Source organism: Streptomyces sp. NPDC028289, assembly GCF_055565975.1.
Window position 1 is genome coordinate 693140 of sequence record NZ_JBVHTI010000001.1, and the last position, 21334, is coordinate 714473.

The following is a 21334-nucleotide window of genomic DNA, read 5'->3' on the forward strand; positions in this document are numbered from 1 at the left end:
TGCCTCCAGAGGCAATTCAGCTAACGCCGTTAGCCACGACAGTAGGGCTAACGGCGTTAGCCGTCAAGGGAGAGGGGCGGCTACCGCACCATCCGCTCCAGCGCGTCGAACGCCGCCCCCATCCGCTGCCGGTGGTCCTCGACGATCTCCGCGAACGGGTCGCCCGCGAGCTGACGGCTCACCGAGGTGACGCACACCGAGCGGTACGCGGCCACGGTCACGGCCGCCACCAGTTCCGGGTCGGCCACCCCGGCCTCGGCGAGCGCCCCGGCCAGCGCCCGCTCCACCTCCTCGACCGCCTCACGGGCGCGGGCCCGCAGCGCCGGCGAGTCGGCGACGACCGGCCAGAAGCCACCGAAGTTCTCCCCCACGCCGCCCAGCGGATGCCGCGCGTCGATGAACCGGAAGGCCAGACGGCGCAGCGCCGCGAGCGGGGGCTCGCCGGGCGCGCGGTCCCGTACCGCGCCGGCGAAGGCCGCGACGGCCTCCGGGATGCGGTCGAGGAACAGGTCCTCCTTGCGCGGGAAGTAGTTGAACACGGTCATCGCCGACACCCCGGCCGCCCGCGCGACCTCCGCGACGGTCACATGGTCGAAGCCGTGCTCCCGGAACATCACCGTCGCGACGTTCGAGATCCGCTGCCGCGTCTCGCGCTTCTTGCGCTCCCGCAGGGACTCCCCTGGCTCCCGTGGCCCGCCCGGCCTGTTTTCATCGATCACGAGAAAACTATAGCCGCTCGAAAGTTTTAGTGACTACAGTAAAGCCATGAGCGAAAGCATGACGACTGCAGACAGCAGGAACGGCAACAACGGCGACACCGGCACGGACTACGACGTGGTGGTGGCCGGCGGCGGGCCCGTCGGTCTCTTCCTCGCCGGCGAGCTGCGGCTCGGCGGGGCGAAGGTGCTGGTCGTGGAGCGGCTGGCCGAGGTGGACGAGACCATCAAGGCGGGCGGGATCAACACGGCCGGCGCGGTGAGCCTCTACCGGCGCGGGCTGCTGCCCGACCTCGCGGCGGCCTGGGAGCGGAACCGGTGGCGGATGCGGGCCTTCCTCGGGGACCGGGAGCAGGGGGCCGGGGCGGCTGATGCGCCCCGGACTCCCCCGAAGTTCGCCGGGCACTTCGCCGGGATCATGATGCGCGGGGACCTGTTCGACGGCTCCGACCCGGCGTTCGCCGACATCGGTCCCGCCGACGGCGTCGGCCTCGGTGTGCCGCAGGTGGAGCTGGAGCGGATCCTGGGCGCCCGCGCCGAGCGGCTCGGCGTCGAGGTGCGCCGGGGCGTGGAGCTGACCGGCTTCGACGCCGACGACGAAGGGGTGTCCGTACGTCTCGGCAGTGACCACACCGTCCGCACCGGCTGGCTGGTGGGGTGCGACGGCGGGCGGAGCACCGTCCGCAAGCTCGCCGGGTTCGACTTCCCCGGGACCGAGCCGGAGATCACCGGTTACCAGGCGGTCGTCGAGATGAGCGGCGGCGAGCGGCTCGGGGCCGGGTGGAACACCACCGACGTGGGGACGTACGTCAACGGGCCCTTCCCGGGCCGGATCCTCACCGTCGAGTTCGACGGGCCGCCCGCCGACCGGTCCGCGCCGGTCACCGCCGAGGAGTTGCAGGCCGCCCTACGCCGGGTGTCCGGCGTGGAAGAGGTGACCATCCACGAGGTGCACTCCTCGACCCGGTTCACCGACAACGCCCGGCAGGCGAGCGGTTACCGCAAGGGCCGGGTGCTGCTCGCGGGGGACGCGGCGCACGTGCACTCGCCGTTCGGCGGGCAGGGACTCAACCTCGGGCTCGGGGACGCCATGAACCTCGGCTGGAAGCTGGCCGCCGTGGTGCGCGGGGCCGCCCCCGACTCGCTCCTCGACAGCTACACCGCCGAACGGCACCCGATCGGCGCCTGGGTGCTGGACTGGACCCGCGCCCAGATCGCCGTGATGCGCCCGGACCGGCACGCCCGCGCCCTGCGCCGGGTGGTCACCGACCTCGCGCTGACGACGACCGGGACGACGTACCTCGTCAAGCAGATCTCCGGCGTCTGGCAGCACTACGACCTGCCCGGCGACCACCCGCTGACCGGGCAGAGCGCCCCGGACCTGGAGCTCTCCAACGGCACCCGGCTCGGCGACCACCTGCACGACGGCCGCGCCCTGCTCCTCGACCTCGCCGACGACCCGAAGCTGCGCGCCCGCGCGGAGGGGTACGGCGACCGGGTGGACGTCGTCACCGCGGCCTGCCCGGGGCGGCCGGAGCTGACCGGTCTCCTCGTACGGCCCGACGGGTTCGTGGCCTGGGCCGCGGACGGGCACAGCCAGGACGAGAGCAACCAGGGTGCGAACGGCCAGGGAGCCGACCTCGACGCCGTCCTGACCCGCTGGTTCGTCGCCGCCTGAGGCTCGGTCGCGTCCGGCGGCTCCGCGCCGCCGTACGACGGCTCACGCGGGCGCGAACCGCACCTTCGTCGTCCCCGGATCGGCCTCGGTCAGCCGCACCGGCAGCCGCTCGCCCAGTGGGAGAGGGTGGGCGGCCTCGATCCGGCCTATGACGGCGGGCTGCTGCAGCAGCACCTTGCCCACGGTCGGCCGGCGCGGCTCGACCTCCACCACGCACCCGTCGAAGACCTCTCCGACCCGGTCCTTGAGCAGGGCCGCCTCGACGATGTCGACGCACTCCCGCTCCACCGTGCCGGCGCGCCGTGCCCCTTCGGCCATCTGCTTGGGGAGCGTGTCCAGTGCCATCAGCACCCAGTCGGGCGGCTCCTCGCCCGCGGCCGCCGCCAGGCACAGTTCCGAGGCGTAGCGGTCGGCCAGGCGGCGCAGTGGCGCGGTGCAGTGGGCGTAGGGGGCGGCGACGGCCGCGTGGGTGGTGTTCGAGGGGAGGACACCGTCCCGGAAGACCGTGTAGCCGGCGCCGCGCAGCAGCGTGGTGCACTCCTGGAGGAAGGCCGCGTGGCGGGGGCGGCGCGGGTTCAGGGAGCGGATCAGCGCGGCGTAGGAGACGTGGTGCGGCCAGTCGATGCGCAGCGCGTGCGCGGTACGGCGCAGACGGGCGACGGCGCCGTCGGGGGCGGTCGGGAGGGTGCGCAGCACGCCGGTGCCGTGGGCCAGCATCAGGTCGGCGGCGGCCATGCCGGTGAGCAGGGAGATCTGGGCGTTCCAGGCGTCGGCGGGCAGCGGGGCGCGGTAGGTGAGCTCGTAGGTGTGGTCGTACTCGACGATCTCCTGCTCGGGCACGTTGAGGGAGATACCGCCGCGCGCGACTTCCAGGCGTTCGCGGGCCTCGCCGATCTCCCTGAGCAGGGCGACGGGCTCCTCGGCGGTCCCCTCGTCGATCCGCTTCTGCACACCCGCGTAGTCGAGCTTGGCCCGGCTGCGGACGAGGGCCCGGCGGACGTCGGCGGTCACGGTCCGGCCCTCCCCGTCCAGGCCGATGGTCCACAGCACGGCCGGGCAGGTCTGGCCGGGGAGCAGGCTGGCCGCGCCCTCGCTGAGGACGGCGGGGTGCAGGGGGACCTTCTCGTCCGGGAAGTAGAGGGTGTTGACGCGGTGGTGCGCCTCGGAGTCCAGCGCGCCGCCCGGTACGACGAAGGCGGCGACGTCGGCGATGGCGTACCGGACGCGGTAGCCGCCGTCGTGCCGGGACAGGTGCATCGCCTGGTCCAGGTCGTTCGCGGTGGGCGGGTCGACCGTGAAGAAGGGGATGTCGGTCGCGTCGTGGCCGGGTACGGCCGGGAACCTGGCGGTGCTCTCGGCCTCCGCGAGGACCTCGGACCGGAAGGTCTCGGGGACGCCGAGGTCGGTCCGGAGGGCGGCGAGCGCGGCCCGGAGGGGCGCCTCGGGGGCACCCTTGACACGGATGTGGCGGCGGGGCATAGGACGAGCGTAGTCACATCGCACCGCTCCGGCGCTCTACGCTGGCGCGGAGCGTTGATGATGAACGTCCTTGGTGAAGAGGAGTATCCGTGCTGGTCCTGCTGCCGCCGTCGGAAGGCAAGGCGTCCTCGGGCCGTGGCGCCCCGCTGAAGCCGGAGTCGCTGTCCCTGCCTGGACTCGCGGCGGCGCGCGAGGCGGTGCTCGGCGAGCTGGCCGACCTGTGCGCCGGTGACGAGGAGAAGGCGCGCGAGGTGCTCGGGCTGAGCGAGGGGCTGCGCGGCGAGGTCGCGAAGAACGCGGCGCTGCGGACGGCGGGCGCCCGGCCGGCCGGGGAGATCTACACCGGGGTGCTGTACGACGCCCTGGGCCTGGCCTCCCTCGACGCGGCCGCGAAGCGGCGGGCCGCGCGGTCGCTGCTGGTCTTCTCCGGACTGTGGGGCGCGGTCCGGGTGACGGACCGGATCCCGTCGTACCGCTGCTCGATGGGGGTCAGGCTGCCGGGTCTCGGCGCGCTGGGCACGCACTGGCGCGGGCCGATGGCCGAGGTGCTGCCGGAGGCGGCCGGGACGGGGCTGGTGCTGGACCTGCGGTCGGCGGCGTACGCGGCGGCGTGGAAGCCGAAGGGCGAGGTGGCCGGGCGGACGGCGACCGTGCGGGTGCTGCACGCGCCGACGCGGAAGGTGGTCAGCCACTTCAACAAGGCGACGAAGGGGCGGATGGTGCGGAGTCTGCTGGCCGCCGGGATCGCGCCGGCCGGTCCGGGCGAGCTGGTGGAGGCGTTGCGGGAGCTGGGGTACGAGGTGGAGGCGGAGGCGCCCGCGAAGGCGGGGCAGCCGTGGGCGTTGGACGTGCTGGTGACAGAGGTCCACTGAGGCCTCCGTATGTCGCATTGCAACATACGCAATGCCCTTTGCGCACCCTGCATCGCGTCGGCAGGATGTTCGCCATGCCCACCTCCGTGCTGGATCTCGCGCCCGTCGTGCCCGTCGTCGTGGTCGAGGACGCCGCCGACGCCGTACCGCTGGCGCGGGCGCTGGTGGACGGCGGGCTGCCCGTCATCGAGGTGACGCTGCGGACGCCGGCCGCGCTCGACGCGATCCGGGCCGTGGCCGCCGCGGTGCCGGACGCGGTGGTCGGCGCGGGTACGGTCCTCACGCCCGCGCACGTGACGGAGTGCGTCGCGGCCGGGGCGCGGTTCCTGGTCAGTCCCGGCTGGACGGACGGGCTGCTGACGGCGATGGCCGCGTCCGGGGTGCCGTACCTGCCGGGGGTGTCGACCGCCTCCGAGGTGGTGGCGCTGCTCGAACGCGGGGTGCGGGAGATGAAGTTCTTCCCGGCGCAGGCCGCGGGCGGCACGGCGTATCTGAGGTCCCTTGCCGGACCGCTGCCACAGGCCCGGTTCTGCCCGACGGGAGGGATCGGCCCGGACAACGCACCCGAGTACCTCGCCCTCCCGAACGTCGGCTGCGTGGGCGGTACCTGGATGGTCCCCGCCGATGCCGTGGCCGCCCGGGACTGGGCCCGCGTCGAGGCGCTGGCCCGGACGGCGGCGGGCCTCAGGGACGCAGGTGGGACGTGTCGTTGAAGAGCCGTACGCTCGCGTTGCCGTCCGCGTAGTACGCCACCGCGGACAACGAGGCCGCCGACAGTTCCATCCGGAACAGGGACTGGAGCGGGGCGCCGAGGGCGAGTTGCACGAACGTCTTGATCGGCGTGACGTGCGTGACGAGCAGGACCGTGCGGCCCGCGTAGGCCGCGATCAGCTTGTCGCGGGTGGCCGCGATGCGGGTGGCGGTCTCGGCGAAGCTCTCGCCGCCGCCGGTGGGGTGGGCCGACGGGTCGGCCAGCCAGGCGGTCAGGTCGTCGGGGTAGCGCTCGCGGACCTCGCCGAAGGTGAGGCCCTCCCAGGCGCCGAAGTCCGTCTCCTTGATGCCCTCCTCGATCGTGACGTCGAGGCCGAGGCGCTCGGCGACGGCCGCCGCGGTCTGGCGGGTGCGGGTGAGGGGGGAGGCGAGGATCGTCTCGATCGTGCCGCGGCGGGCGAGGGCGACGGCCGCGCGCCGCGCTTGCTCCAGGCCGACGGGAGAGAGTTCCGGGTCGGTGCCGCCGCTGCCGGAGAAGCGTTTCTGGGGGGTGAGGGGGGTTTCGCCGTGGCGGAGGAGGACGAAAGTGGCGGGGGCGCCCATGTCTGGCGACGAGGCCCAGCCGACGGTGGGCCTGGGTACGGGCGCTGTCGCTACGTTGCGCGCGGCGCCGGAGTCGACGCGGGGCGTCTCGGCAGTCGTCACCGTGCCGGCCGGTGGGGGCTGGTCGCGCCCATGCGGCGGAGCCGCACATGTCTCAGCCCCGCGCCCCTCTCGGAGCGCCGCAGTCGCCGCGGATCGAACGTCGAGCTCCGCCGTAGACGCCGCGGGCGACCACTGCTCGCCCCGCTTGCCCGCGTCCATCGCCTCGTTCGCCAGGCGGTCGGCGTGTTTGTTCTCGGCTCTCGGGATCCACTCGTACGTGACCTGGCCCGGCGGGAAGACCCGGGACGCCTCCGTCGCCAGCGGCTTCAGGTCGGGGTGCTTGATCTTCCAGCGGCCGGACATCTGCTCGATGACCAGCTTGGAGTCCATGCGGACGTGGACCGTGGCGGCCGGGTCCAGGTCGTGGGCCGCGCGCAGGCCCGCCAGCAGGCCGCGGTACTCGGCGACGTTGTTGGTGACGACGCCGAGGTATTCGGCCGCCTCCGTCAGCGTCTCGCCGGTCGCCGCGTCGACGACCACCGCGCCGTAGCCGGCCGGCCCCGGGTTGCCCCGGGAGCCGCCGTCCGCCTCGACGATGAACTCCCTTGCCACGTACGCCCCTTAAGACCTCGACTGTTTCTACAGGCCCGACTCGGACGTGCGCACCAGGATCCGGCGGCAGTTCTCGCAGCGGACCACGGTGTCGGGCGCGGCCTTGCGGACCTCGGCCAGCTCGGTGATGGCGAGCTCCTGGCGGCAGCCCTGGCAGGTGCGGGCGTAGAGCTTGGCCGCGCCGATGCCGCCCTGCTGCTCGCGCAGCTTGTCGTAGAGCTTGAGCAGGTCGGCCGGGACCGAGCCCGCGATGACCCCGCGCTCCTTGGTGACCGTCGCCGCCTCGGCGTCGATCTCCTCGGACGCGGCGTCGCGGCGGCCGGTCGCCTCGTCGATCCGGCCCTGGACCGCGCCGACCCGCTCGGTCAGCTCGGCGACCCGCTCCTGCGCGGACTCGCGGCGCTCCATGACCTCCAGGACGACGTCCTCCAGGTCGCCCTGGCGCTTGGCGAGGGAGACGATCTCCTTCTGGAGGTTCTCCAGGTCCTTCGGGGAGGTGACCGCGCCGGAGTCCAGGCGCTGCTGGTCGCGGGCGGCGCGCTGGCGCACCTGGTCCACGTCCTGCTCGGCCTTGGTCTGCTCGCGGGCGGTGTCGCTCTCCTCGGTCTGCGCGGCCACGAGCAGGTCGCGCAGCTGGGTCAGGTCTTTGGTCAGCGACTCGATCTCGGCGTGCTCGGGCAGCGACTTCCGCTTGTGCGCCAGCTGCTGGAGGCGTACGTCCAGGGCCTGGACGTCGAGGAGTCGGATCTGGTCGGCGGGCGCTGCGTTCAGTTGGGGGCTCCAAGGGAGGGAGAGTGGCTGGTCCAGGGGTCGGTGACCGTCCTGGAGACGTGCACGCGCAGGTCCCAGCCGTGGCGGTCGGAGATTTCGTCGAGCTGGGTCGCGGCCAGCTCGCACCAGGGCCATTCGGTGGCCCAGTGCGCCGCGTCGAGCAGCGCGAGGGGGCTGTGGGCGACCGCTTCCGACGCCGGGTGGTGGCGCAGGTCCGCGGTGAGGAAGGCGTCCACGCCGGCGGCGCGTACGACGTCGAAGAGGCTGTCGCCGGAGCCGCCGCTGACGGCGACCGTACGGACGAGGGCCTCGGGGTCGCCGGCGACGCGGATGCCCTGTGCGGTGGCGGGGAGGCGGGCGGCGGCCCGGTCGGCGAGCTCGCGGACGGTCACCGGGTGGTCCAGCTCGCAGACGCGGCCGAGGCCCCGGCGGCCCTCCGGGTCGGTCGGGTCCGGGACGAGGGGCCGTACGACGCGCAGGTCCAGGGCGCCCGCGAGGGCGTCGGAGACGCCCGGGTCGGCGGTGTCGGCGTTGGTGTGGGCGACGTGCAGCGCGATGTCGTTCTTGATCAGGGTGTGCACCGCCCGGCCCTTGAAGTGGGAGGCCGCGACCGTCGTCGTACCGCGCAGGTAGAGGGGGTGGTGGGTGACCAGCAGGTCGGCGCCGAGCTTCACCGCCTCGTCGACGATCGGCTGGACCGGGTCGACGGCGAAGAGGACCCGCGTGACCTCCTGGTCGGGGTCGCCCACGACCGTACCGACCGCGTCCCAGGACTCGGCCCGCTCGGCGGGCCACAGGTTCTCCAGCGCGGCGATGACTTCTGACAGACGGGGCACGGGGAAAAGGCTACCTGCCTGTTCCGCGGGGCTGTACCTGCTCGCCCACCGGAGGCGACGCCCAGCACACCCGCCCCGGTTTCCTCAGGCGAATCGTCGAGTGTGCACCCGTATGTGTGAAGCCGTCTGCAGCTGGTGCCCCGCCTGTGCGTACGAAAACTAGCTTCGTGGCCGGAGGTGACCGAACGATGACGGCCTGTGCGATCGAACCCCCGGCTGCGGACGAGGAAGACAGCATGCCGGGGGCGGGCTGCACGATCACGGTGGACGGGGCGTACGCGGCCCGGCTGACCCAGCAGGAAGGTTCCTGGTACCCGGAGCGGTGGACGCTGGACGGCCCCGAGCCCTACGCCGTACCGCTCCCCTGCAACCAGCCGGAGGAGCCGGACACGGAGGTGCAGCCGCTGGGCGACGGGCGGGTGCTCATCCGCCGGCTGGTGGACGGGCGGCACCACTTCGCCCTCCTCTATCCGACCGGACCGGGCACCGGTGAGCTGCCGCTGGGCGCGGTGGAGTGCCGGGACGAAGGTGCCTCGCTACGGCTGCTGCCGCCGGCGCCGGGGGGCGTGCACGCCTACGCGCTCGCGGTGGGGCCGCGTTCCTCCGCCGTCTGGCTGGTGGCGGGCGGGGCCTTCGGGCCGGAGCAGCTCGCGGTGGTGCCGGGGCGGTGTTCGGGCGGGGTCTGGCTGGACCGGGCCCGGCGGATGCTGGCCCTGGACCGGGAGCTGGGCGGGCGGACCAAGGCGGTCGTGGTCGATCTGGAGCGCGCCGGCGAGGTGTCGCCACTGCTGCAGATCGCGGCGGACAGCGACGACCGGCTGCTGCTCGCCGACCCGGACAGCGGGCTGATCCTGGTCGGCTCGGACGCACCCAGCCCCGGGCAGGAACGATTGGGCTGGGGTGTCCTCGGCTCCACGCTGCCGGTGCGCTTCCCGGAGAGCCTGCGGGTGCCGGAGTGCCCGGACTGCGTGGTCACCCCGTTCGCCGCCCAGCCGGGGCAGGTGCTGGTGCCGGAGAGCTGCGCGGTGGCGCTGCGGATCGACGGTCCGCTCGGCAGCTGGGTGGGGGCCTGGCGGCCCAGAGCGCGCAGGATGTGGCATCTCCCGGCGCCCGAGGGGTGGTTGACGGGCGCCGGGGTGTGGACGCAGGACGGGGTGCTGCGACTGCCGTACGCCACGGGGGAGGTCCCGTGCGGCGTGGCGGCGGTGGCGGTGCCCTGGGGGGAGACGGGGGAACACGGGGGGCCGGGGGACGCGGGCCCGGGGGATCCGGTTCGGGACGGCACGGCTGCCGGGGCGTCGGGTACGCCCGGGGAGCCGGCGGAACCGGATCCTCCGGGACCTGTCGCGGCCCGGCCGGTACCCCTCCAACAGGCTCCGCTGGCACGGCTTGTAACGAACTAGCTGCGGTCGGCGTGGCCGCCTGGATTCGCCCCGTGGTGGGCCGGTTAGACTCGCCGCGCTGTAAGAAAGATCATGTTGACGGGGTGAATTCTTCCGATGAACGACGCCAGCACGTCCCAGCAGCTGTCCGCCGAGCCTCCGGAGACGGACGGCCACGGCAAGCACCGTGGTCACGTCTCGGCCCAGGACAGCGAGACGGCCCCGAGCGGCCGGCACCGCAAGCCGGAGCCGGTCGAGTCGGCGGCCTGACGGTACGTAAGGAGGAGGGGCCCACCGGGTGACCGGTGGGCCCCTCCTCTGTGTCGTGCGCACGTTCTGTGTCTTGCGCGCGTTCCGCGCCTCGCTCACTGCGGCATACCAACCGGTGGTATGTCACATGTCACTGGCGCTTCAGCCCCAGCACCTCCGCCGCCGCGAACGTCTCCCCCGCCGGCCGCTCCGCGTAGTGCGGCGTGAGCACGGCGTCGAGTTCGGCGTAGTCGAAGGTGTCCTGCTTGCTGTCGAACTTGGCCTGCACGCGCGGTCGTTCGACGATCGCGACCATGCCGCCGTGCACGACGAGCAGCTGCCCGTTGATCCGTCCGGCGGCCGGGGAGGCCAGGTAGCCCACGAGTGGGGCGACGTGCTCGGGGGCCAGCGGGTCGAGGCCCTCGGCGGGCTGTTCGAAGCCGGCGAAGACGTCCTCGGTCATCCGGGTGCGGGCGCGCGGGCAGATCACGTTGGCGGTGACGCCGTACTTGGCGAGGGCGAGGGCCGTGGAGGTGGTAAGGCCGACGATGCCGCCCTTCGCGGCCGCGTAGTTGGGCTGGCCGGCGGAGCCGGCGAGGAAGGCCTCGGAGGAGGTGTTCACGATCCGGCCGTAGACCTTCCCGCCCCCCGCCGCCTTGGCGCGGTCCCGCCAGTGCGCGGCCGCGAAGTGGGTGGTGTTGAAGTGGCCCTTGAGGTGGACCCTGATCACCGAGTCCCACTCGTCCTCGGTCATGGAGAAGACCATGCGGTCGCGCAGGATCCCGGCGTTGTTGACGAGAATGTCCAGCTTTCCGTAATGGGCCGTCGCCAGGGCGAGAAGGTTTCGCGCCTGGGAGAAGTCGGCGACGTCCCCGGTGTGGGCGACGGCCCGGCCGCCCGCCGCGCGGATCTCCTCGGCGACCTGCTCGGCGGGCGCCGCGGAGGCCGCCCCCGAGCCGTCCCGGCCCGGCTGGCCGAAGTCGTTGACGACGACGGCCGCGCCCAGCCGGGCCAGTTCGAGCGCCTCGGCCCGGCCCAGGCCCCGGCCCGCCCCCGTGACGACGGCGGTCAGTCCTTCCAGCGGCCTCTCCTGCATACGGCGGCCCCTCAGATCTCTATGCAGGTACGCAGGGAGGTGCCCGTGCGCATCTGGTCCAGGGCCTCGTTGATGTCGGCCAGCGGCACCCGGTGGGTGATCAGGCCCTCCAGGTCGATCCGGCCCGCCCGCCACAGGGCGATCGTCCGCTCGTAGGCGCGGACCACGTCCCCGCCGCCGTACATGGACGGCAGGATCCGCTTCTCGTCGAAGAACAGCTCGAACATGTTCAGCTGGAGGAAGTCGTCCATGGCTCCCGCGCCGACGACCACGAGGGTGCCGCCGCGCCGGGTGTTCTCGTACGCGGTCCGGGCGGTGGCGGACTTGCCGACGACCTCGAAGACGTAGTCGAAGCCCTCGCCCGCGGTGACCTCCTGCTTGGCGCCGGGGAGTTCGTCCGGCGACACCGCCTTCGTCGCCCCGAACCTGAGCGCCGACTCGCGCCGCGACTCGACCGGGTCGACGGCGACGATCTCGGCCGCACCCTTGAGCCGCGCCCCCTGGATCGCCGAGATCCCGACGCCTCCGCAGCCGATGACGGCGACCGACGAACCCGCCTCCAGGTCGGCCGTGTTGAGGGCCGCGCCGAGTCCGGTGGTGACCCCGCAGCCGATCAGCGCGGCGATGTCGAAGGGCACGTCGTCCGGGATCGGCACCGCGCACCCGGCGTCGACCACGACCTCCTCGGCGAAGGTGCCGGTGCCCGCGAAGCCGAAGACGTCGCCGGTGGGGCGCCGGAAGTTGGGGGTGCCGGCGTTCATGAACCCGGCGAGGCACAGCTCGGTCTGCCCGCGCTTGCACGCCGGACACGCGCCGCAGGCCGGCAGCCAGCAGACGACCACCCGGTCGCCGGGCTTCACCCGGGTGACGCCCTCGCCCACCTCCAGGACCTCGCCCGCGCCCTCGTGGCCCGGCACGAACGGTCCCGGCTGCGGCAGCACCCCGCTCATCGCCGACAGGTCCGAGTGGCACAGCCCCGTGGCGCGCACCCGGATCCGCACCCTGCCGGGCCCGAATCCCACCGCCTCGACGTCGTCGAGGACGTCCAGCTTCTCCTGGCCGATCTCGTGCAGTACGGCTGCGCGCATGGTGCGGCTCCCCTCAACTGCTCAGCTGCTCAACTGATCAAGAGTGTTCGACGATCGTGTCGGCGAGGACGGGCGCGTCCTCGCGCTCTACGGCGCTGACGGCGACCCGGATCCGCCCGTCGCCCCGCCACATGCGGACCCGGAGCGTCTCCCCCGGGTACACCACCCCGGCGAACCGCGTCGTGTACGACCGCACCCGGCCGACGTCCCCGCCGAGCAGCGTGTCCACGACCGCCTTGAGCGTGATCCCGTAGGTGCACAGCCCGTGCAGGATGGGGCGGTCGAAGCCGGCGAGCTTGGCGAACTCGGGGTCGGCGTGCAGCGGGTTGTAGTCGCCGGAGAGGCGGTAGAGCAGGGCCTGGTCCTCGCGGACCGGGCGCTCGACGGTCCGGTCCGGTTCACCGGCGGGCGGCTCCAGCCGGGTCGAGGGGCCGCGGTCGCCGCCCCAGCCGCCCTCCCCTCGTACGAAGATCTGCGCGTCGTTGGTCCACAGCGGGCCGTCGGCGTCCGCGACCTCGGTGCGCATCACCAGGACGGCCGCCTTGCCCTTGTCGTAGACCGCGGCGATGCGCCCGGTGGCGGTGGCGGTGCCGGCGGCCGGGATGGGGCGGTGCAGGGTGAGGGACTGGCCGCCGTGCAGCACCTTGGCGAGGTCGACGTCGACGCCGGGCATGGACAGTCCGCTGATCACCCCGGGGGAGCCGGCGCCCGCGACGGTGGCGAAGCTGGGCAGGACGTGCAGCCGGGTCTCCAGGGTGTAGCGCAGTTCGTCGGGGTCGGTGGCGGGGCGGCCCGCGCCGATGCCGAGGTGGTAGAGCTGGACGTCCCGGCGCTCCCAGCGGATCTCCCCTGACCTGGGTTCGGCGGCGAGGGCCTTGGCGGCGTCGATGGGCATACGGCTCCTGAGATGTCTCAAGACCTCGGCACGGCCGTCCGCACCGTCGGCCGCACCGAGGTCGTCCACGGGTGCAGATCTAGAACGCGTTCCATTCCAGCGCACCTTGTATAGCCCAGCGCTCCGCACTTGTGAAGGCTCCTGACGTAGTGTCAGATACTGCGCCGCCGGACCATGACATTTGTCCTGCCCGCCGCCGTACATCCGCCTCTGCCGAACCCGCGCCGCCTTCCGTAGGGTCGTACCGCCGGACAGTACGGCCGGATGGAGCACAGCAGGTCAGATCCGTACAGATCGGGGGACGAGTGGCATGGCGTGGTGGCAGCAGGTGAAGTGTCAGGCGGACGGGTGGCGGACGGCCCGTGCCCAGTGGCGGGAGGACATGACCCGCTTCAAGGAGCAGCAGAAGGCCGCCCGGAAGAACGGTGAGGTGCCCGAGCACGCGGGGCCGCCGCCCTCCGGGTTCGCCCTGCTCCCGTGGCTGCTGATGGGGCTGGGCTCCCTGTCCAACCTGCTCCAGGGCAAGACGGCCGACCCGTGGATCGGCGGGGTCGGCCTGCTCGCCTTCAACTCCCTCTACATCTACGTGACCTTCCGCTCCTTCCGGAAGGAGGCCCGGGAGGCCGCCTCCACCCGTGTCGCCCTGCTGCTGATGGGCCTGCTGACCACGGGCCTGGCCCTCGGCTACGGCGGCAGCTGGCTGATGTTCTTCCCGCTGCTCGGCCTGGCCGCGGGCGCGGCACTGCGCGGGCCCTGGCTGGGCCGGACCGGCATCCTGCTGGCCTGCTTCGCGGGCGCGGTCTCCTGGTACCGGGACGGCTCCGACGCCATCACCATCGCCTACGGCACCTTCCTGTCGACGATGATCACCGCCGCGATCCTCTCCCTCTCCGAGGCCGTGCGGGAGCTGCGCGCCGCCCGCGAGGAGCTGGCCCGGCGGGCGGTGGAGAAGGAGCGGCTGCGCTTCTCGCGGGATCTGCACGACCTGCTCGGGCACACCCTGTCGGTGATCGTCGTGAAGTCGGAGGCGGCCCGGCGGGTCGCGCCCCGGGACCTGGACGCGGCGCTGACGCAGATCTCCGACATCGAGTCGGTCGGCCGGCAGGCGCTGACCGAGATCCGCGAGGCGGTCACCGGCTACCGGGAGGGCAGCCTGGCCGCCGATCTCGTCCGGGCCCGCTCGGCCCTGACGGCGGCGGGCGTCGAGCCGGTGGTCCGGCAGACGGGGGCACCGCTCGTCCCGCAGACCGAGACGCTGCTCGGCTGGGTGGTGCGCGAGGCGGTCACCAACGTGGTCCGGCACAGCGACGCCACGCGCTGCGAGATCACCGTCGACAGCGCCGCCGGGCGAGCCCGGCTGACGGTCACCGACGACGGCTCGGGCGCGGTGGCCGCCGAGCCCTGCCCGGAGGGCATCGGCGGCACCGGCCTGAAGGGGCTGACCGAGCGCCTCGCGGCGGCGGGCGGCTCCCTCACGGCCGGCCCGGCGCCGCGCGGCGGCTTCACGGTCACCGCGGAACTTCCCACCGAGGCACTGGAACTGCTGGCCTCGGCGGCCGCTACGGCGCCCAGGGCGAGCTGACGACCCAGCTCACGTCGTCGGTCCAGGACGTGGCGCTGTCCCAGGCGTTGGAGCCGCCGTCACTCGCGATGTAGAGGTTGTAGTTGTAGTGGCGCAGGTATTTCGTCGGATAGTTGTACGAGGCGAAGGACGTGCCCGTGCCGCTCTTGCCGGTCGTCGGACAGAAGGTCGCGTCCTGTCGAAACGTGGTGGTGCCGTCCATGGGCTGCCGGTAGATCTTGTAGTTGTAGTGGCGCAGGTAGTCGCCGGGGTAGTTCCGGGACTCGAAGGAGACGCAGGAGCTGTCGGCGAGGCCGGGGCGGACGATCCAGGTGGCGTCGTTCTTCTCGAGGGTGGCGCTGCTGGAGGTGATGGCGGACAGCACGCCGGCGTTGTTCTGGTGGCGGACGTAGTCGGTGGTGCAGCAGGACGTGGTGGCCTTCAGGGAGATCTCCGAGGCGGAGCCGAGGCTGCCGGTGGAGCCGGTCGCGCCGCCGTAGCCGACGGAGACGATGTCGGACTGGACGGCGTCGTCGGCGGCGTCGGTCGGGATGCCGGAGGTCATCACGCCCTCGAAGAACGAGCCGATGGAGCCGTTGCTGTTGTCACCGCCGGTGCCGAGGACGATCGCGCCCTCCTGGTGCATCGGCGAGTAACCGCTGCTGGTACTGGGCTCACTGCCGGAATAGGTGGTGGTGAGACCGCCCGATTGTGCGTTTCCCCATTTCAGTGCGAAATGGTTCTGCCCGTTGTTCTTCAGCAGCGCGGTGACGAACGGTATCGCGCCGGTGCCCGTGTTGGAGGAGTTGGTGCTGTAGCCGAGGTTGGACTCGAACAGCCCGTTCTCCAGGTCCGCCTGGACCCAGGGGCCGGAGCCGTAGCAGGGCGAGAACCAGCACTCGGTGCCGAAGTTGATGGCGTCCATGTGGCCGTTGCCGGTGTCCTTGTTGTTGGTCTCGGCGTTGCCGTAGTCGAAGCAGCAGCTGCCGTTCACATGGGTGCCGGAGGTGACCATGTACATCCCCTCGGCGGCGCCGTTGGTGGCGACTCCCGAGGTGGCGTCGTTGCGGTAGCCCATGCCGGCCGAGATCTCCAGGCCGTAGACCTGGTGCCCGCCGACGGTCACCGGCAGCGCGTCCGCCGGGGCCCCGACATCGGCCGCGCCGGCCCCGCCCGCACCCTCGACCGTGAGGTCGTTGTGCTTGCTCGACTGGTCGTAGATCCTGGTGATGATGCAGGTCGTACCGGCACAGAAGGAGTTCTGCGCGGCCGCGTTGGCGTAGCCGCCGGTGGACAGCAGGCCGATGTTGGCCGTGGCGCCGTCCGAGGCGCGCTGCACCTGGTAGAGGGAGCCGCTGTACGACGAGTACAGCGCCCGGACCATGCTGTGCGCGGCGACGCACGGGGTGCCGGCGGCGGCGTAGACGTCACAGGGCAGCGAACTCGCGGCGGACGCCTCGGGGGCACCGGCCCCGACGACGAGCGCGGCGATCGTGGCGAACGCGGCGAGCACGGACAGGACGGCTCTCCGGATGCGCGGCGGACAGGAGCGCAGGGCTCGTACAGGCACTGAGAACACGGTGCACCTCTTCTTGGTTCCTCGTAGGGCGGTGCGGGTTCTGGGCGTCCGGTATCCCGAACGTCGTTCGATCGAAATACCGAACCTATTCAGCTGTCGAAATGCCGACCATTCGCCGACCATTCGGGGAATTGCAGAGGTGATTGTTTGAGCACCGTCAACCGCCGTCAAGACCTACGGCGCGGAACAATGGCTATTCTTTAATTGCCGGGCCCGAGGCTACGCTTGGGCTGTGTACGAGCCTGCGAACGAGATGCCCCGGGACCACCGGCCCGCCAAGTCCATCAGGGTGCTCCTCGCCGAGGACCAGGGGATGATGCGCGGGGCTCTCGCCTTACTGCTCGGGATGGAGCCGGACATCGAGGTCGTCGCCCAGGTCGGGACGGGCGACGCGATCGTGGACGCCGCGGTCGTCCACCGGCCCGACGTGGCTCTCCTCGACATCGAACTGCCGGGCATGAGCGGCCTGGACGCGGCGGCGGAGCTGCGCGAGCAGGCGCCGGACTGCCGGGTCCTGATCCTCACCACCTTCGGCCGGCCCGGCTATCTGCGCCGGGCGATGGAGGCCGGGGCGGCCGGGTTCCTCGTCAAGGACGGGCCGGTGGAGGAACTGGCCCGGGCGATCCGGCGGGTGCTCACCGGGGAGACCGTGGTCGACCCGGCGCTCGCCACCGCCGCGCTCAGCGCCGGGCCGAACCCGCTCACCGCCCGCGAGTGCGACGTGCTGAAGGCGTCGGTGGACGGCGCGACCGTCGCCGACATCGCGGCGAAGCTGCATCTGTCGGAGTCTACGGTCCGCAACTACCTCTCCGCCGCGATCGGCAAGACCGGCACCCGCAACCGCGCGGAGGCGGTACGGGAGGCCCGGCAGCAGGGGTGGCTGTGACCTCCCGGCGGGTCGCCGACGGCATCACTTCGTCACTTTCACCTCCTTGAAGGTCTTGCCCTCCGGGGAGACGCACACGAACCAGTCGGCCCACGAGGAGCCGGCGGCCGGCCGGATCGCCGACACGGGGTCGCCCGGGGTATGGCCGGTCGCCACCCGGGCGACGGTCGAGGTGCCGTCCTTCCACCAGCAGGTGACTTCCCGCGCAGTCGTGGCCACCTCGCCGATCACCAGTTGGCCGGAGCTGGCTGCGTCGGGCGTGAAGCGGGTCGCCATGGACTGAAGGTCCGTGCCGACCTGCGGCTCCGGTGCACTCACCGAGTTGAACATCAACTGCTGCGGGTGGTCACCGCCATTGGCCCGGACCGCGAAGTACGAGATCTTTCCGACCAGTTCCGCGGGCTTGCCGACGGCCGGCGCCATGCCTAGCGCGGACATGGCATGCCACTGCCGCTCTGCCTCCGCCCTGGTACGCGGCGCGCCCCAGACCTGCACCGAGACGTGCCACTCCTGACCCTTGTAGACGCCCCTCGACAGCTCGGTGACCTGCGGCTCGTACACGTGCCGTGCCTCGGGAGACGCCGGCTTCGCCACTTCCTGCGCCCGGTGCTCCCCGGGCAGCCCGGCGAACGCCAGCGTCACCCCCGCCGATCCGCCCAGCACCGCCACCGCCGTGGCCGCCGCCACCGCCCACCGCCGGGACCTGCGCCGCCGGCCGCCGCGCAGCACCGCCTGTACGGGGGCTATGCCGATCTCGACCTCGTCCGCGGCGTCCGCGAGGAGGAGGGCGATGTCCGACTCCGCCTGTGTCATGTCGTGGTTCTCCCGGTCCGCGCTCATCAGTTACGCCCTCCCTGCGTCACCATGTCGGCCAGTCCCGGTATGGCACGGAGTTTCGCGATGCCCTTGGCCGCGTTGCTCTTGACCGTGCCCGCCGAACAGCCCATCGCCTGCGCCGCCTGGGTCTCCGTCAGGTCCTCCCAGTAGCGCAGCACCACCGCCTCCCGCTGCCGTGGCGGCAGTTGGGCGAGTGCCTCGATCAGGGCGCTGCGGTCGTCGGCTTGGGCGATCCGGTCACCCGTGTCCGGCACCTCGCGCACCAGGCCCGAGTCGTCCTTCGGCGCGAGGAACTCCTTGAGTTTCCTTCTGTGCCTGCGTGCGTGCGCGTTGATCATCACGCGCCGTACGTACGCCTCCGGGTCGTCGGCCGAACCGACCTTCCGCCATGCCACGAAGACCTGTTCGAGCGTCGACTGGACCAGGTCCTCGGCGGCGTGCTGCTCCCCCGTGAGGAGGAATGCCGTACGCATCAGCCGCGGCCAGCGGCCGATCATGAAGCTCTGGAACTCCTCGTTCCGAGCATCCTTCCGCTCCCCCATGGGCACCTCCTAGATACACAAAGGAGTCCACGAGCCGCCCGGACCGTTGCCCGCCGTCCCGGAATTTCCGCCCTACTTCGCGGGGACCCTCCGGCGTGGCAGCCACAGCAGCATCAGCACCGCCCCGCCCAGCAGCACCCCGGTGCCGACGCGGAAGACGGCCGCGTACCCCGCCGTCAGGGCGGCCGCCCCCTCGCCCCCGCCCGTCCGGGCCGCCGCGACCGTCGACATCACCGCGAGCCCCAGCGAACCGCCCATCGTGCGCGAGGTGTTGACCAGCCCGGAGAGCAGTCCGGCCTCCGCCGGCGCTGCCCCGGACGTGGCCAGCGCGGCCAGCGGGGTCGCGGCCAGGCCCGCGCCGAGCAGCATCAGGATGCCGGGGAACATGATGGCCGTCGCATAGGCGCCGTGCGGGCCCATCGTCGACTGCCAGGCGAACCCGGCCGCCGCGACCAGCGTGCCGGACACCGCCACCGTCCGCGCCCCCGCCCGCCGCATCAGCCGCGGCGCCGCCTTGGAGCCGACGAGCACCGCGACCGAGCTGGGCACCAGGGCGAGACCCGCCTCCAGCGGGCTGTAGCCGAGGACGTTCTGGGCGTAGAGCGTCATGAAGTACCACATGCAGAACATGGCCGAACCGGAGACCAGCATGGCCGCGTTGGCGGAGGCCACCGGCCGCCTGCCGAGCAGCCCGAGCGGCATCAGCGGGGCCGCCGTACGCGCCTCGACCGCCAGGAACAGCCCGAGCAGCGCGAGTCCGGCGGCCAGTGGGACCAGGGTGGCGGCGGCCGTCCACCCCTCGGCCTCGGTCTGCGAGATGCCGTACGCCAGGGTCCCGAGGCCGGCCGTCACCAGCAGCGCGCCGGGCAGGTCGAGTCGCCGGCCGTCCCCGGCCCGGCTCTCCGTCAGCCACCGCAACGACCCGGCGAGGACGACCGCGCCCACCGGCACGTTGATGAGCAGCACCCAGCGCCAGGACAGCACGTCCACCAGGACGCCGCCGACCAGTCCGCCGGCCGCGCCGCCGCCTGCGCCGACCGCCGTCCAGGTGGCGATCGCCCGTGCCCGGGCCGGTCCCTCCGGCACGGCGGCCGTGAGCAGGGTCAGCGTCGAGGGCGCCAGCACGGCGGCGCCCAGCCCCTGCACGGCGCGGGCGAGCAGCAGCTGCCAGCCGTCCTGGGCGAGCCCGCCGCCGAGCGAGGCCAGCGTGAACAGGCCCAGCCCCACCAGGAACATCCGCTTGCGCCCGTACAGGTCACCGGCCCGGCCGCCGAGCAGCATGAACCCGGCGAAGGCGATGGCGTACGCGTTCACCACCCACTGCAGGCCCGAGGCGCTCAGCCCCAGGTCGGTCCGCATCGACGGCAGCGCCACGTTCACCACGGACACGTCGAGCACGACCAGGAACTGCCCGGCGCACGCGAGCGACACCACCAGCCAGGTGGGGGGCGCGACACGGCGGGATATGTGTGAGGTGTCCGCGGCTTCGAGCATGGGCGTCATGCTCTCAAGCCGGTTACGGTCCTTGCATCGGCTTTTCGGCCCATGCGACCCGCCCGGCCCTCGGTCCCCGGCCCTCGGTCGTACGGCCTACGCCGCCCGCCGGAACAGGGTCACCACGGCCGCGCCGCCCAGCCCGATGTTGTGCGCGAGCCCCACCCGGGCCCCGGGCACCTGCCGGTCGCCGGCCGTGCCGCGCAGCTGCCAGACCAGTTCGGCGGTCTGCGCGAGCCCGGTCGCCCCCAGCGGATGCCCCTTGGAGATGAGCCCGCCGGAGGGGTTCACCACCCACCGGCCGCCGTACGTGGTCGCGCCGGACTCGACGAGCTTGCCCGACTCGCCGACGGCACACATGCCGAGCGCCTCGTAGGTCAGCAGCTCGTTGACCGAGAAGCAGTCGTGGAGTTCGACGACGTCGACGTCCTCGATGCCGAGGCCGGAGCGGTCGTACACCTGCCGGGCCGCGACCCGTGACATGGGTTGTCCGACGACGTCGATGCACGAGCCCGACGCGAAGGACTCCTCGGTGTCGGTGGTCATCGCCTGCGCGACGATCTCGACAAGACCGGTGAGGCCGCGCCGTTCGGCGAACCGTTCCGAGACGACCACGGCCGCCGCCGCGCCGTCGGAGGTGGGCGAGCACTGGAGTTTGGTGAGCGGGCGGTGCACGGTGCGGGCGGCGAGGATGCCGGCGACGTCGTACACGTCCTGGAACTGGGCGTACGGGTTGTCCGCGGAGTGCCGGTGGTTCTTGGCGGCCACGGCGGCGAGCTGCGCCTCGGTCGTGCCGTACCGCTCCATGTGCTCGCGGGCCGCGTCGCCGAAGATCTGCGCGGTGGGCGGGGTCATCTCGAAGCCGTGCCGGGCGGCCATGACGCCGTAGTGCCGGGCGACCGGAGAGGTGGCGAAGTCGCCGCCGTCGGCCCCGCCGCCCAGGGCGCCCCGCTTCATCTTCTCGAAGCCGAGGGCCAGGACGCAGTCGGCCGCCCCGCCCTCGACCAGCTGGCGGGCGAGCATCAGGGCGGTCGCGCCGGTGGCGCAGTTGTTGTTGACGTTGTAGACGGGGACGCCGGTGAGGCCCAGCTCGTAGGCGGCGCGCTGACCGGCCGTCGAGGGCTGGAAGCAGTAGCCGACGGGAACCTGTTCCACATCGGCGTAGGAGATCCCGGCGTCGGCGAGCGCGGAGCCGCCGGCCTCCCGGACCATGTCCCAGTACTGCCAGTCACGGCTCTCGGGCTTCTCGAACTTGGTCATTCCGACCCCGGCGACGTACGCCTTCGCAGCAGCCATGACGCGGAAGAGTAGAACACGTTCCACCAACAGACCAGACCTTGACGGTGAGTCAGAAACCCATGGGAGGGTCAAGGATTCGTTAGCGGCTCGAAGCAACGGAATAGTT

20 protein-coding genes are annotated in these 21334 nt (G+C 72.5%); 7 read left to right on the forward strand and 13 right to left on the reverse strand.

The features are described 5' to 3' along the window. Nucleotides 1-80: 80 nt before the first annotated feature. On the reverse strand, nucleotides 81-716 hold the full coding sequence (locus ACZ4UV_RS03075; RefSeq protein ID WP_467836491.1) for a TetR/AcrR family transcriptional regulator: 636 nt from the start codon (nucleotides 714-716) through the stop codon (nucleotides 81-83). A gap of 61 nt (nucleotides 717-777) precedes the next feature. On the opposite strand from ACZ4UV_RS03075, the gene ACZ4UV_RS03080 reads away from it, so the two are divergent. Next, nucleotides 778-2394, forward strand: a complete 1617-nt coding sequence (locus ACZ4UV_RS03080; protein ID WP_467836494.1) for an FAD-dependent monooxygenase — start codon at nucleotides 778-780, stop codon at nucleotides 2392-2394. A gap of 42 nt (nucleotides 2395-2436) precedes the next feature. Here the strand turns inward: ACZ4UV_RS03080 and ACZ4UV_RS03085 are convergent, their stop codons facing one another. Next, nucleotides 2437-3873 carry an RNB domain-containing ribonuclease gene (locus tag ACZ4UV_RS03085; RefSeq protein ID WP_467835591.1) on the reverse strand — a complete coding sequence of 479 codons (1437 nt, stop codon included), beginning with the start codon at nucleotides 3871-3873 and terminating at the stop codon, nucleotides 2437-2439. 89 nt (nucleotides 3874-3962) lie between these two features. On the opposite strand from ACZ4UV_RS03085, the gene yaaA reads away from it, so the two are divergent. After that, nucleotides 3963-4745, forward strand: a complete 783-nt coding sequence (yaaA, locus tag ACZ4UV_RS03090; RefSeq protein ID WP_451016005.1) for a peroxide stress protein YaaA — start codon at nucleotides 3963-3965, stop codon at nucleotides 4743-4745. A 65-nt stretch (nucleotides 4746-4810) separates the two neighbouring features. Continuing rightward, nucleotides 4811-5458 (forward strand): bifunctional 4-hydroxy-2-oxoglutarate aldolase/2-dehydro-3-deoxy-phosphogluconate aldolase, encoded by a 648-nt coding sequence (gene eda, locus ACZ4UV_RS03095; protein WP_451016029.1) that lies wholly within the window; start codon nucleotides 4811-4813, stop codon nucleotides 5456-5458. Here the strand turns inward: eda and ACZ4UV_RS03100 are convergent. The 3 genes from ACZ4UV_RS03100 to ACZ4UV_RS03110 are packed head-to-tail and all read right to left on the reverse strand — an operon-like array spanning nucleotide 5430 to nucleotide 8320. Beyond that, on the reverse strand, nucleotides 5430-6713 hold the full coding sequence (locus ACZ4UV_RS03100) for a bifunctional RNase H/acid phosphatase (RefSeq protein ID WP_467835593.1): 1284 nt from the start codon (nucleotides 6711-6713) through the stop codon (nucleotides 5430-5432). The two genes, eda and ACZ4UV_RS03100, sit on opposite strands and share 29 nt — an antisense overlap. 27 nt (nucleotides 6714-6740) lie before the next feature. Beyond that, the gene (locus ACZ4UV_RS03105; RefSeq protein ID WP_451016028.1) at nucleotides 6741-7484 is read right to left on the reverse strand and encodes a zinc ribbon domain-containing protein; all 744 of its coding nucleotides are present in this window, start codon (nucleotides 7482-7484) and stop codon (nucleotides 6741-6743) included. Continuing rightward, nucleotides 7481-8320, reverse strand: coding sequence for a Nif3-like dinuclear metal center hexameric protein (locus tag ACZ4UV_RS03110; protein ID WP_390045421.1), 840 nt, complete (start codon nucleotides 8318-8320; stop codon nucleotides 7481-7483). Before ACZ4UV_RS03110 ends, ACZ4UV_RS03105 begins: the two co-directional genes overlap by 4 nt. 188 nt (nucleotides 8321-8508) lie before the next feature. Here ACZ4UV_RS03110 and ACZ4UV_RS03115 point away from each other — a divergent pair, with 188 nt between their 5' ends. Together ACZ4UV_RS03115 and ACZ4UV_RS03120 are read left to right on the forward strand one after the other, a co-directional pair. Beyond that, nucleotides 8509-9723, forward strand: a complete 1215-nt coding sequence (locus ACZ4UV_RS03115; protein WP_467835596.1) for a hypothetical protein — start codon at nucleotides 8509-8511, stop codon at nucleotides 9721-9723. A gap of 96 nt (nucleotides 9724-9819) precedes the next feature. Next, on the forward strand, nucleotides 9820-9972 hold the full coding sequence (locus ACZ4UV_RS03120; RefSeq protein WP_390045418.1) for a hypothetical protein: 153 nt from the start codon (nucleotides 9820-9822) through the stop codon (nucleotides 9970-9972). A gap of 130 nt (nucleotides 9973-10102) precedes the next feature. On the opposite strand, the gene ACZ4UV_RS03125 is transcribed toward ACZ4UV_RS03120, so the two are convergent. The 3 genes from ACZ4UV_RS03125 to ACZ4UV_RS03135 are packed head-to-tail and all read right to left on the reverse strand — an operon-like array spanning nucleotide 10103 to nucleotide 13030. After that, nucleotides 10103-11047: a 3-oxoacyl-ACP reductase gene (locus ACZ4UV_RS03125; protein WP_467835599.1), complete on the reverse strand. Its 945-nt coding sequence runs from the start codon at nucleotides 11045-11047 to the stop codon at nucleotides 10103-10105. Between the two features lie 11 nt (nucleotides 11048-11058). After that, nucleotides 11059-12135: a Zn-dependent alcohol dehydrogenase gene (locus ACZ4UV_RS03130; protein WP_351490816.1), complete on the reverse strand. Its 1077-nt coding sequence runs from the start codon at nucleotides 12133-12135 to the stop codon at nucleotides 11059-11061. Between the two features lie 37 nt (nucleotides 12136-12172). Continuing rightward, on the reverse strand, nucleotides 12173-13030 hold the full coding sequence (locus tag ACZ4UV_RS03135; protein WP_351490814.1) for a MaoC/PaaZ C-terminal domain-containing protein: 858 nt from the start codon (nucleotides 13028-13030) through the stop codon (nucleotides 12173-12175). A gap of 310 nt (nucleotides 13031-13340) precedes the next feature. On the opposite strand from ACZ4UV_RS03135, the gene ACZ4UV_RS03140 reads away from it, so the two are divergent. Beyond that, entirely contained in the window at nucleotides 13341-14612 is a 1272-nt protein-coding gene (locus ACZ4UV_RS03140) for a sensor histidine kinase (RefSeq protein WP_467835603.1), read from the forward strand. Here the strand turns inward: ACZ4UV_RS03140 and ACZ4UV_RS03145 are convergent. Further along, entirely contained in the window at nucleotides 14590-16161 is a 1572-nt protein-coding gene (locus ACZ4UV_RS03145) for an alpha-L-arabinofuranosidase B (protein ID WP_467835605.1), read from the reverse strand. The two genes, ACZ4UV_RS03140 and ACZ4UV_RS03145, sit on opposite strands and share 23 nt — an antisense overlap. Before the next feature lie 262 nt (nucleotides 16162-16423). On the opposite strand from ACZ4UV_RS03145, the gene ACZ4UV_RS03150 reads away from it, so the two are divergent. Beyond that, the gene (locus ACZ4UV_RS03150) at nucleotides 16424-17056 is read left to right on the forward strand and encodes a response regulator (RefSeq protein WP_451019616.1); all 633 of its coding nucleotides are present in this window, start codon (nucleotides 16424-16426) and stop codon (nucleotides 17054-17056) included. Nucleotides 17057-17080: 24 nt separating this feature from the next. Here ACZ4UV_RS03150 and ACZ4UV_RS03155 read toward each other — a convergent pair whose 3' ends face one another. The 4 genes from ACZ4UV_RS03155 to ACZ4UV_RS03170 form a co-directional block, all read right to left on the reverse strand. After that, on the reverse strand, nucleotides 17081-17896 hold the full coding sequence (locus tag ACZ4UV_RS03155; RefSeq protein WP_451019607.1) for a hypothetical protein: 816 nt from the start codon (nucleotides 17894-17896) through the stop codon (nucleotides 17081-17083). Then, nucleotides 17896-18435 (reverse strand): SigE family RNA polymerase sigma factor, encoded by a 540-nt coding sequence (locus tag ACZ4UV_RS03160; protein WP_351490808.1) that lies wholly within the window; start codon nucleotides 18433-18435, stop codon nucleotides 17896-17898. The genes ACZ4UV_RS03155 and ACZ4UV_RS03160 overlap by 1 nt, the downstream gene beginning before the upstream one ends. Nucleotides 18436-18507: 72 nt before the next feature. Next, the gene (locus tag ACZ4UV_RS03165; protein WP_467835609.1) at nucleotides 18508-19938 is read right to left on the reverse strand and encodes an MFS transporter; all 1431 of its coding nucleotides are present in this window, start codon (nucleotides 19936-19938) and stop codon (nucleotides 18508-18510) included. Nucleotides 19939-20025: 87 nt separating this feature from the next. Further along, nucleotides 20026-21225, reverse strand: a complete 1200-nt coding sequence (locus ACZ4UV_RS03170; RefSeq protein ID WP_467835612.1) for a lipid-transfer protein — start codon at nucleotides 21223-21225, stop codon at nucleotides 20026-20028. Between the last annotated feature and the right edge of the window lie 109 nt (nucleotides 21226-21334).

What these genes read in the sequence shown, in the direction of transcription:
- ACZ4UV_RS03135 (WP_351490814.1), bottom strand. Translation starts at nt 13,030, where the DNA reads ATGCCCATCGACGCCGCCAAGGCCCTCGCCGCCGAACCCAGGTCAGGG.
- ACZ4UV_RS03160 (WP_351490808.1), bottom strand. Translation starts at nt 18,435, where the DNA reads ATGGGGGAGCGGAAGGATGCTCGGAACGAGGAGTTCCAGAGCTTCATG.
- ACZ4UV_RS03130 (WP_351490816.1), bottom strand. Translation starts at nt 12,135, where the DNA reads ATGCGCGCAGCCGTACTGCACGAGATCGGCCAGGAGAAGCTGGACGTC.
- ACZ4UV_RS03080 (WP_467836494.1), top strand. Translation starts at nt 778, where the DNA reads ATGACGACTGCAGACAGCAGGAACGGCAACAACGGCGACACCGGCACG.
- ACZ4UV_RS03155 (WP_451019607.1), bottom strand. Translation starts at nt 17,896, where the DNA reads ATGAGCGCGGACCGGGAGAACCACGACATGACACAGGCGGAGTCGGAC.
- ACZ4UV_RS03120 (WP_390045418.1), top strand. Translation starts at nt 9,820, where the DNA reads ATGAACGACGCCAGCACGTCCCAGCAGCTGTCCGCCGAGCCTCCGGAG.
- ACZ4UV_RS03115 (WP_467835596.1), top strand. Translation starts at nt 8,509, where the DNA reads ATGACGGCCTGTGCGATCGAACCCCCGGCTGCGGACGAGGAAGACAGC.
- ACZ4UV_RS03170 (WP_467835612.1), bottom strand. Translation starts at nt 21,225, where the DNA reads ATGGCTGCTGCGAAGGCGTACGTCGCCGGGGTCGGAATGACCAAGTTC.
- ACZ4UV_RS03085 (WP_467835591.1), bottom strand. Translation starts at nt 3,873, where the DNA reads ATGCCCCGCCGCCACATCCGTGTCAAGGGTGCCCCCGAGGCGCCCCTC.
- ACZ4UV_RS03165 (WP_467835609.1), bottom strand. Translation starts at nt 19,938, where the DNA reads ATGACGCCCATGCTCGAAGCCGCGGACACCTCACACATATCCCGCCGT.
- ACZ4UV_RS03125 (WP_467835599.1), bottom strand. Translation starts at nt 11,047, where the DNA reads ATGCAGGAGAGGCCGCTGGAAGGACTGACCGCCGTCGTCACGGGGGCG.
- ACZ4UV_RS03150 (WP_451019616.1), top strand. Translation starts at nt 16,424, where the DNA reads ATGCCCCGGGACCACCGGCCCGCCAAGTCCATCAGGGTGCTCCTCGCC.
- eda (WP_451016029.1), top strand. Translation starts at nt 4,811, where the DNA reads ATGTTCGCCATGCCCACCTCCGTGCTGGATCTCGCGCCCGTCGTGCCC.
- ACZ4UV_RS03140 (WP_467835603.1), top strand. Translation starts at nt 13,341, where the DNA reads ATGGCGTGGTGGCAGCAGGTGAAGTGTCAGGCGGACGGGTGGCGGACG.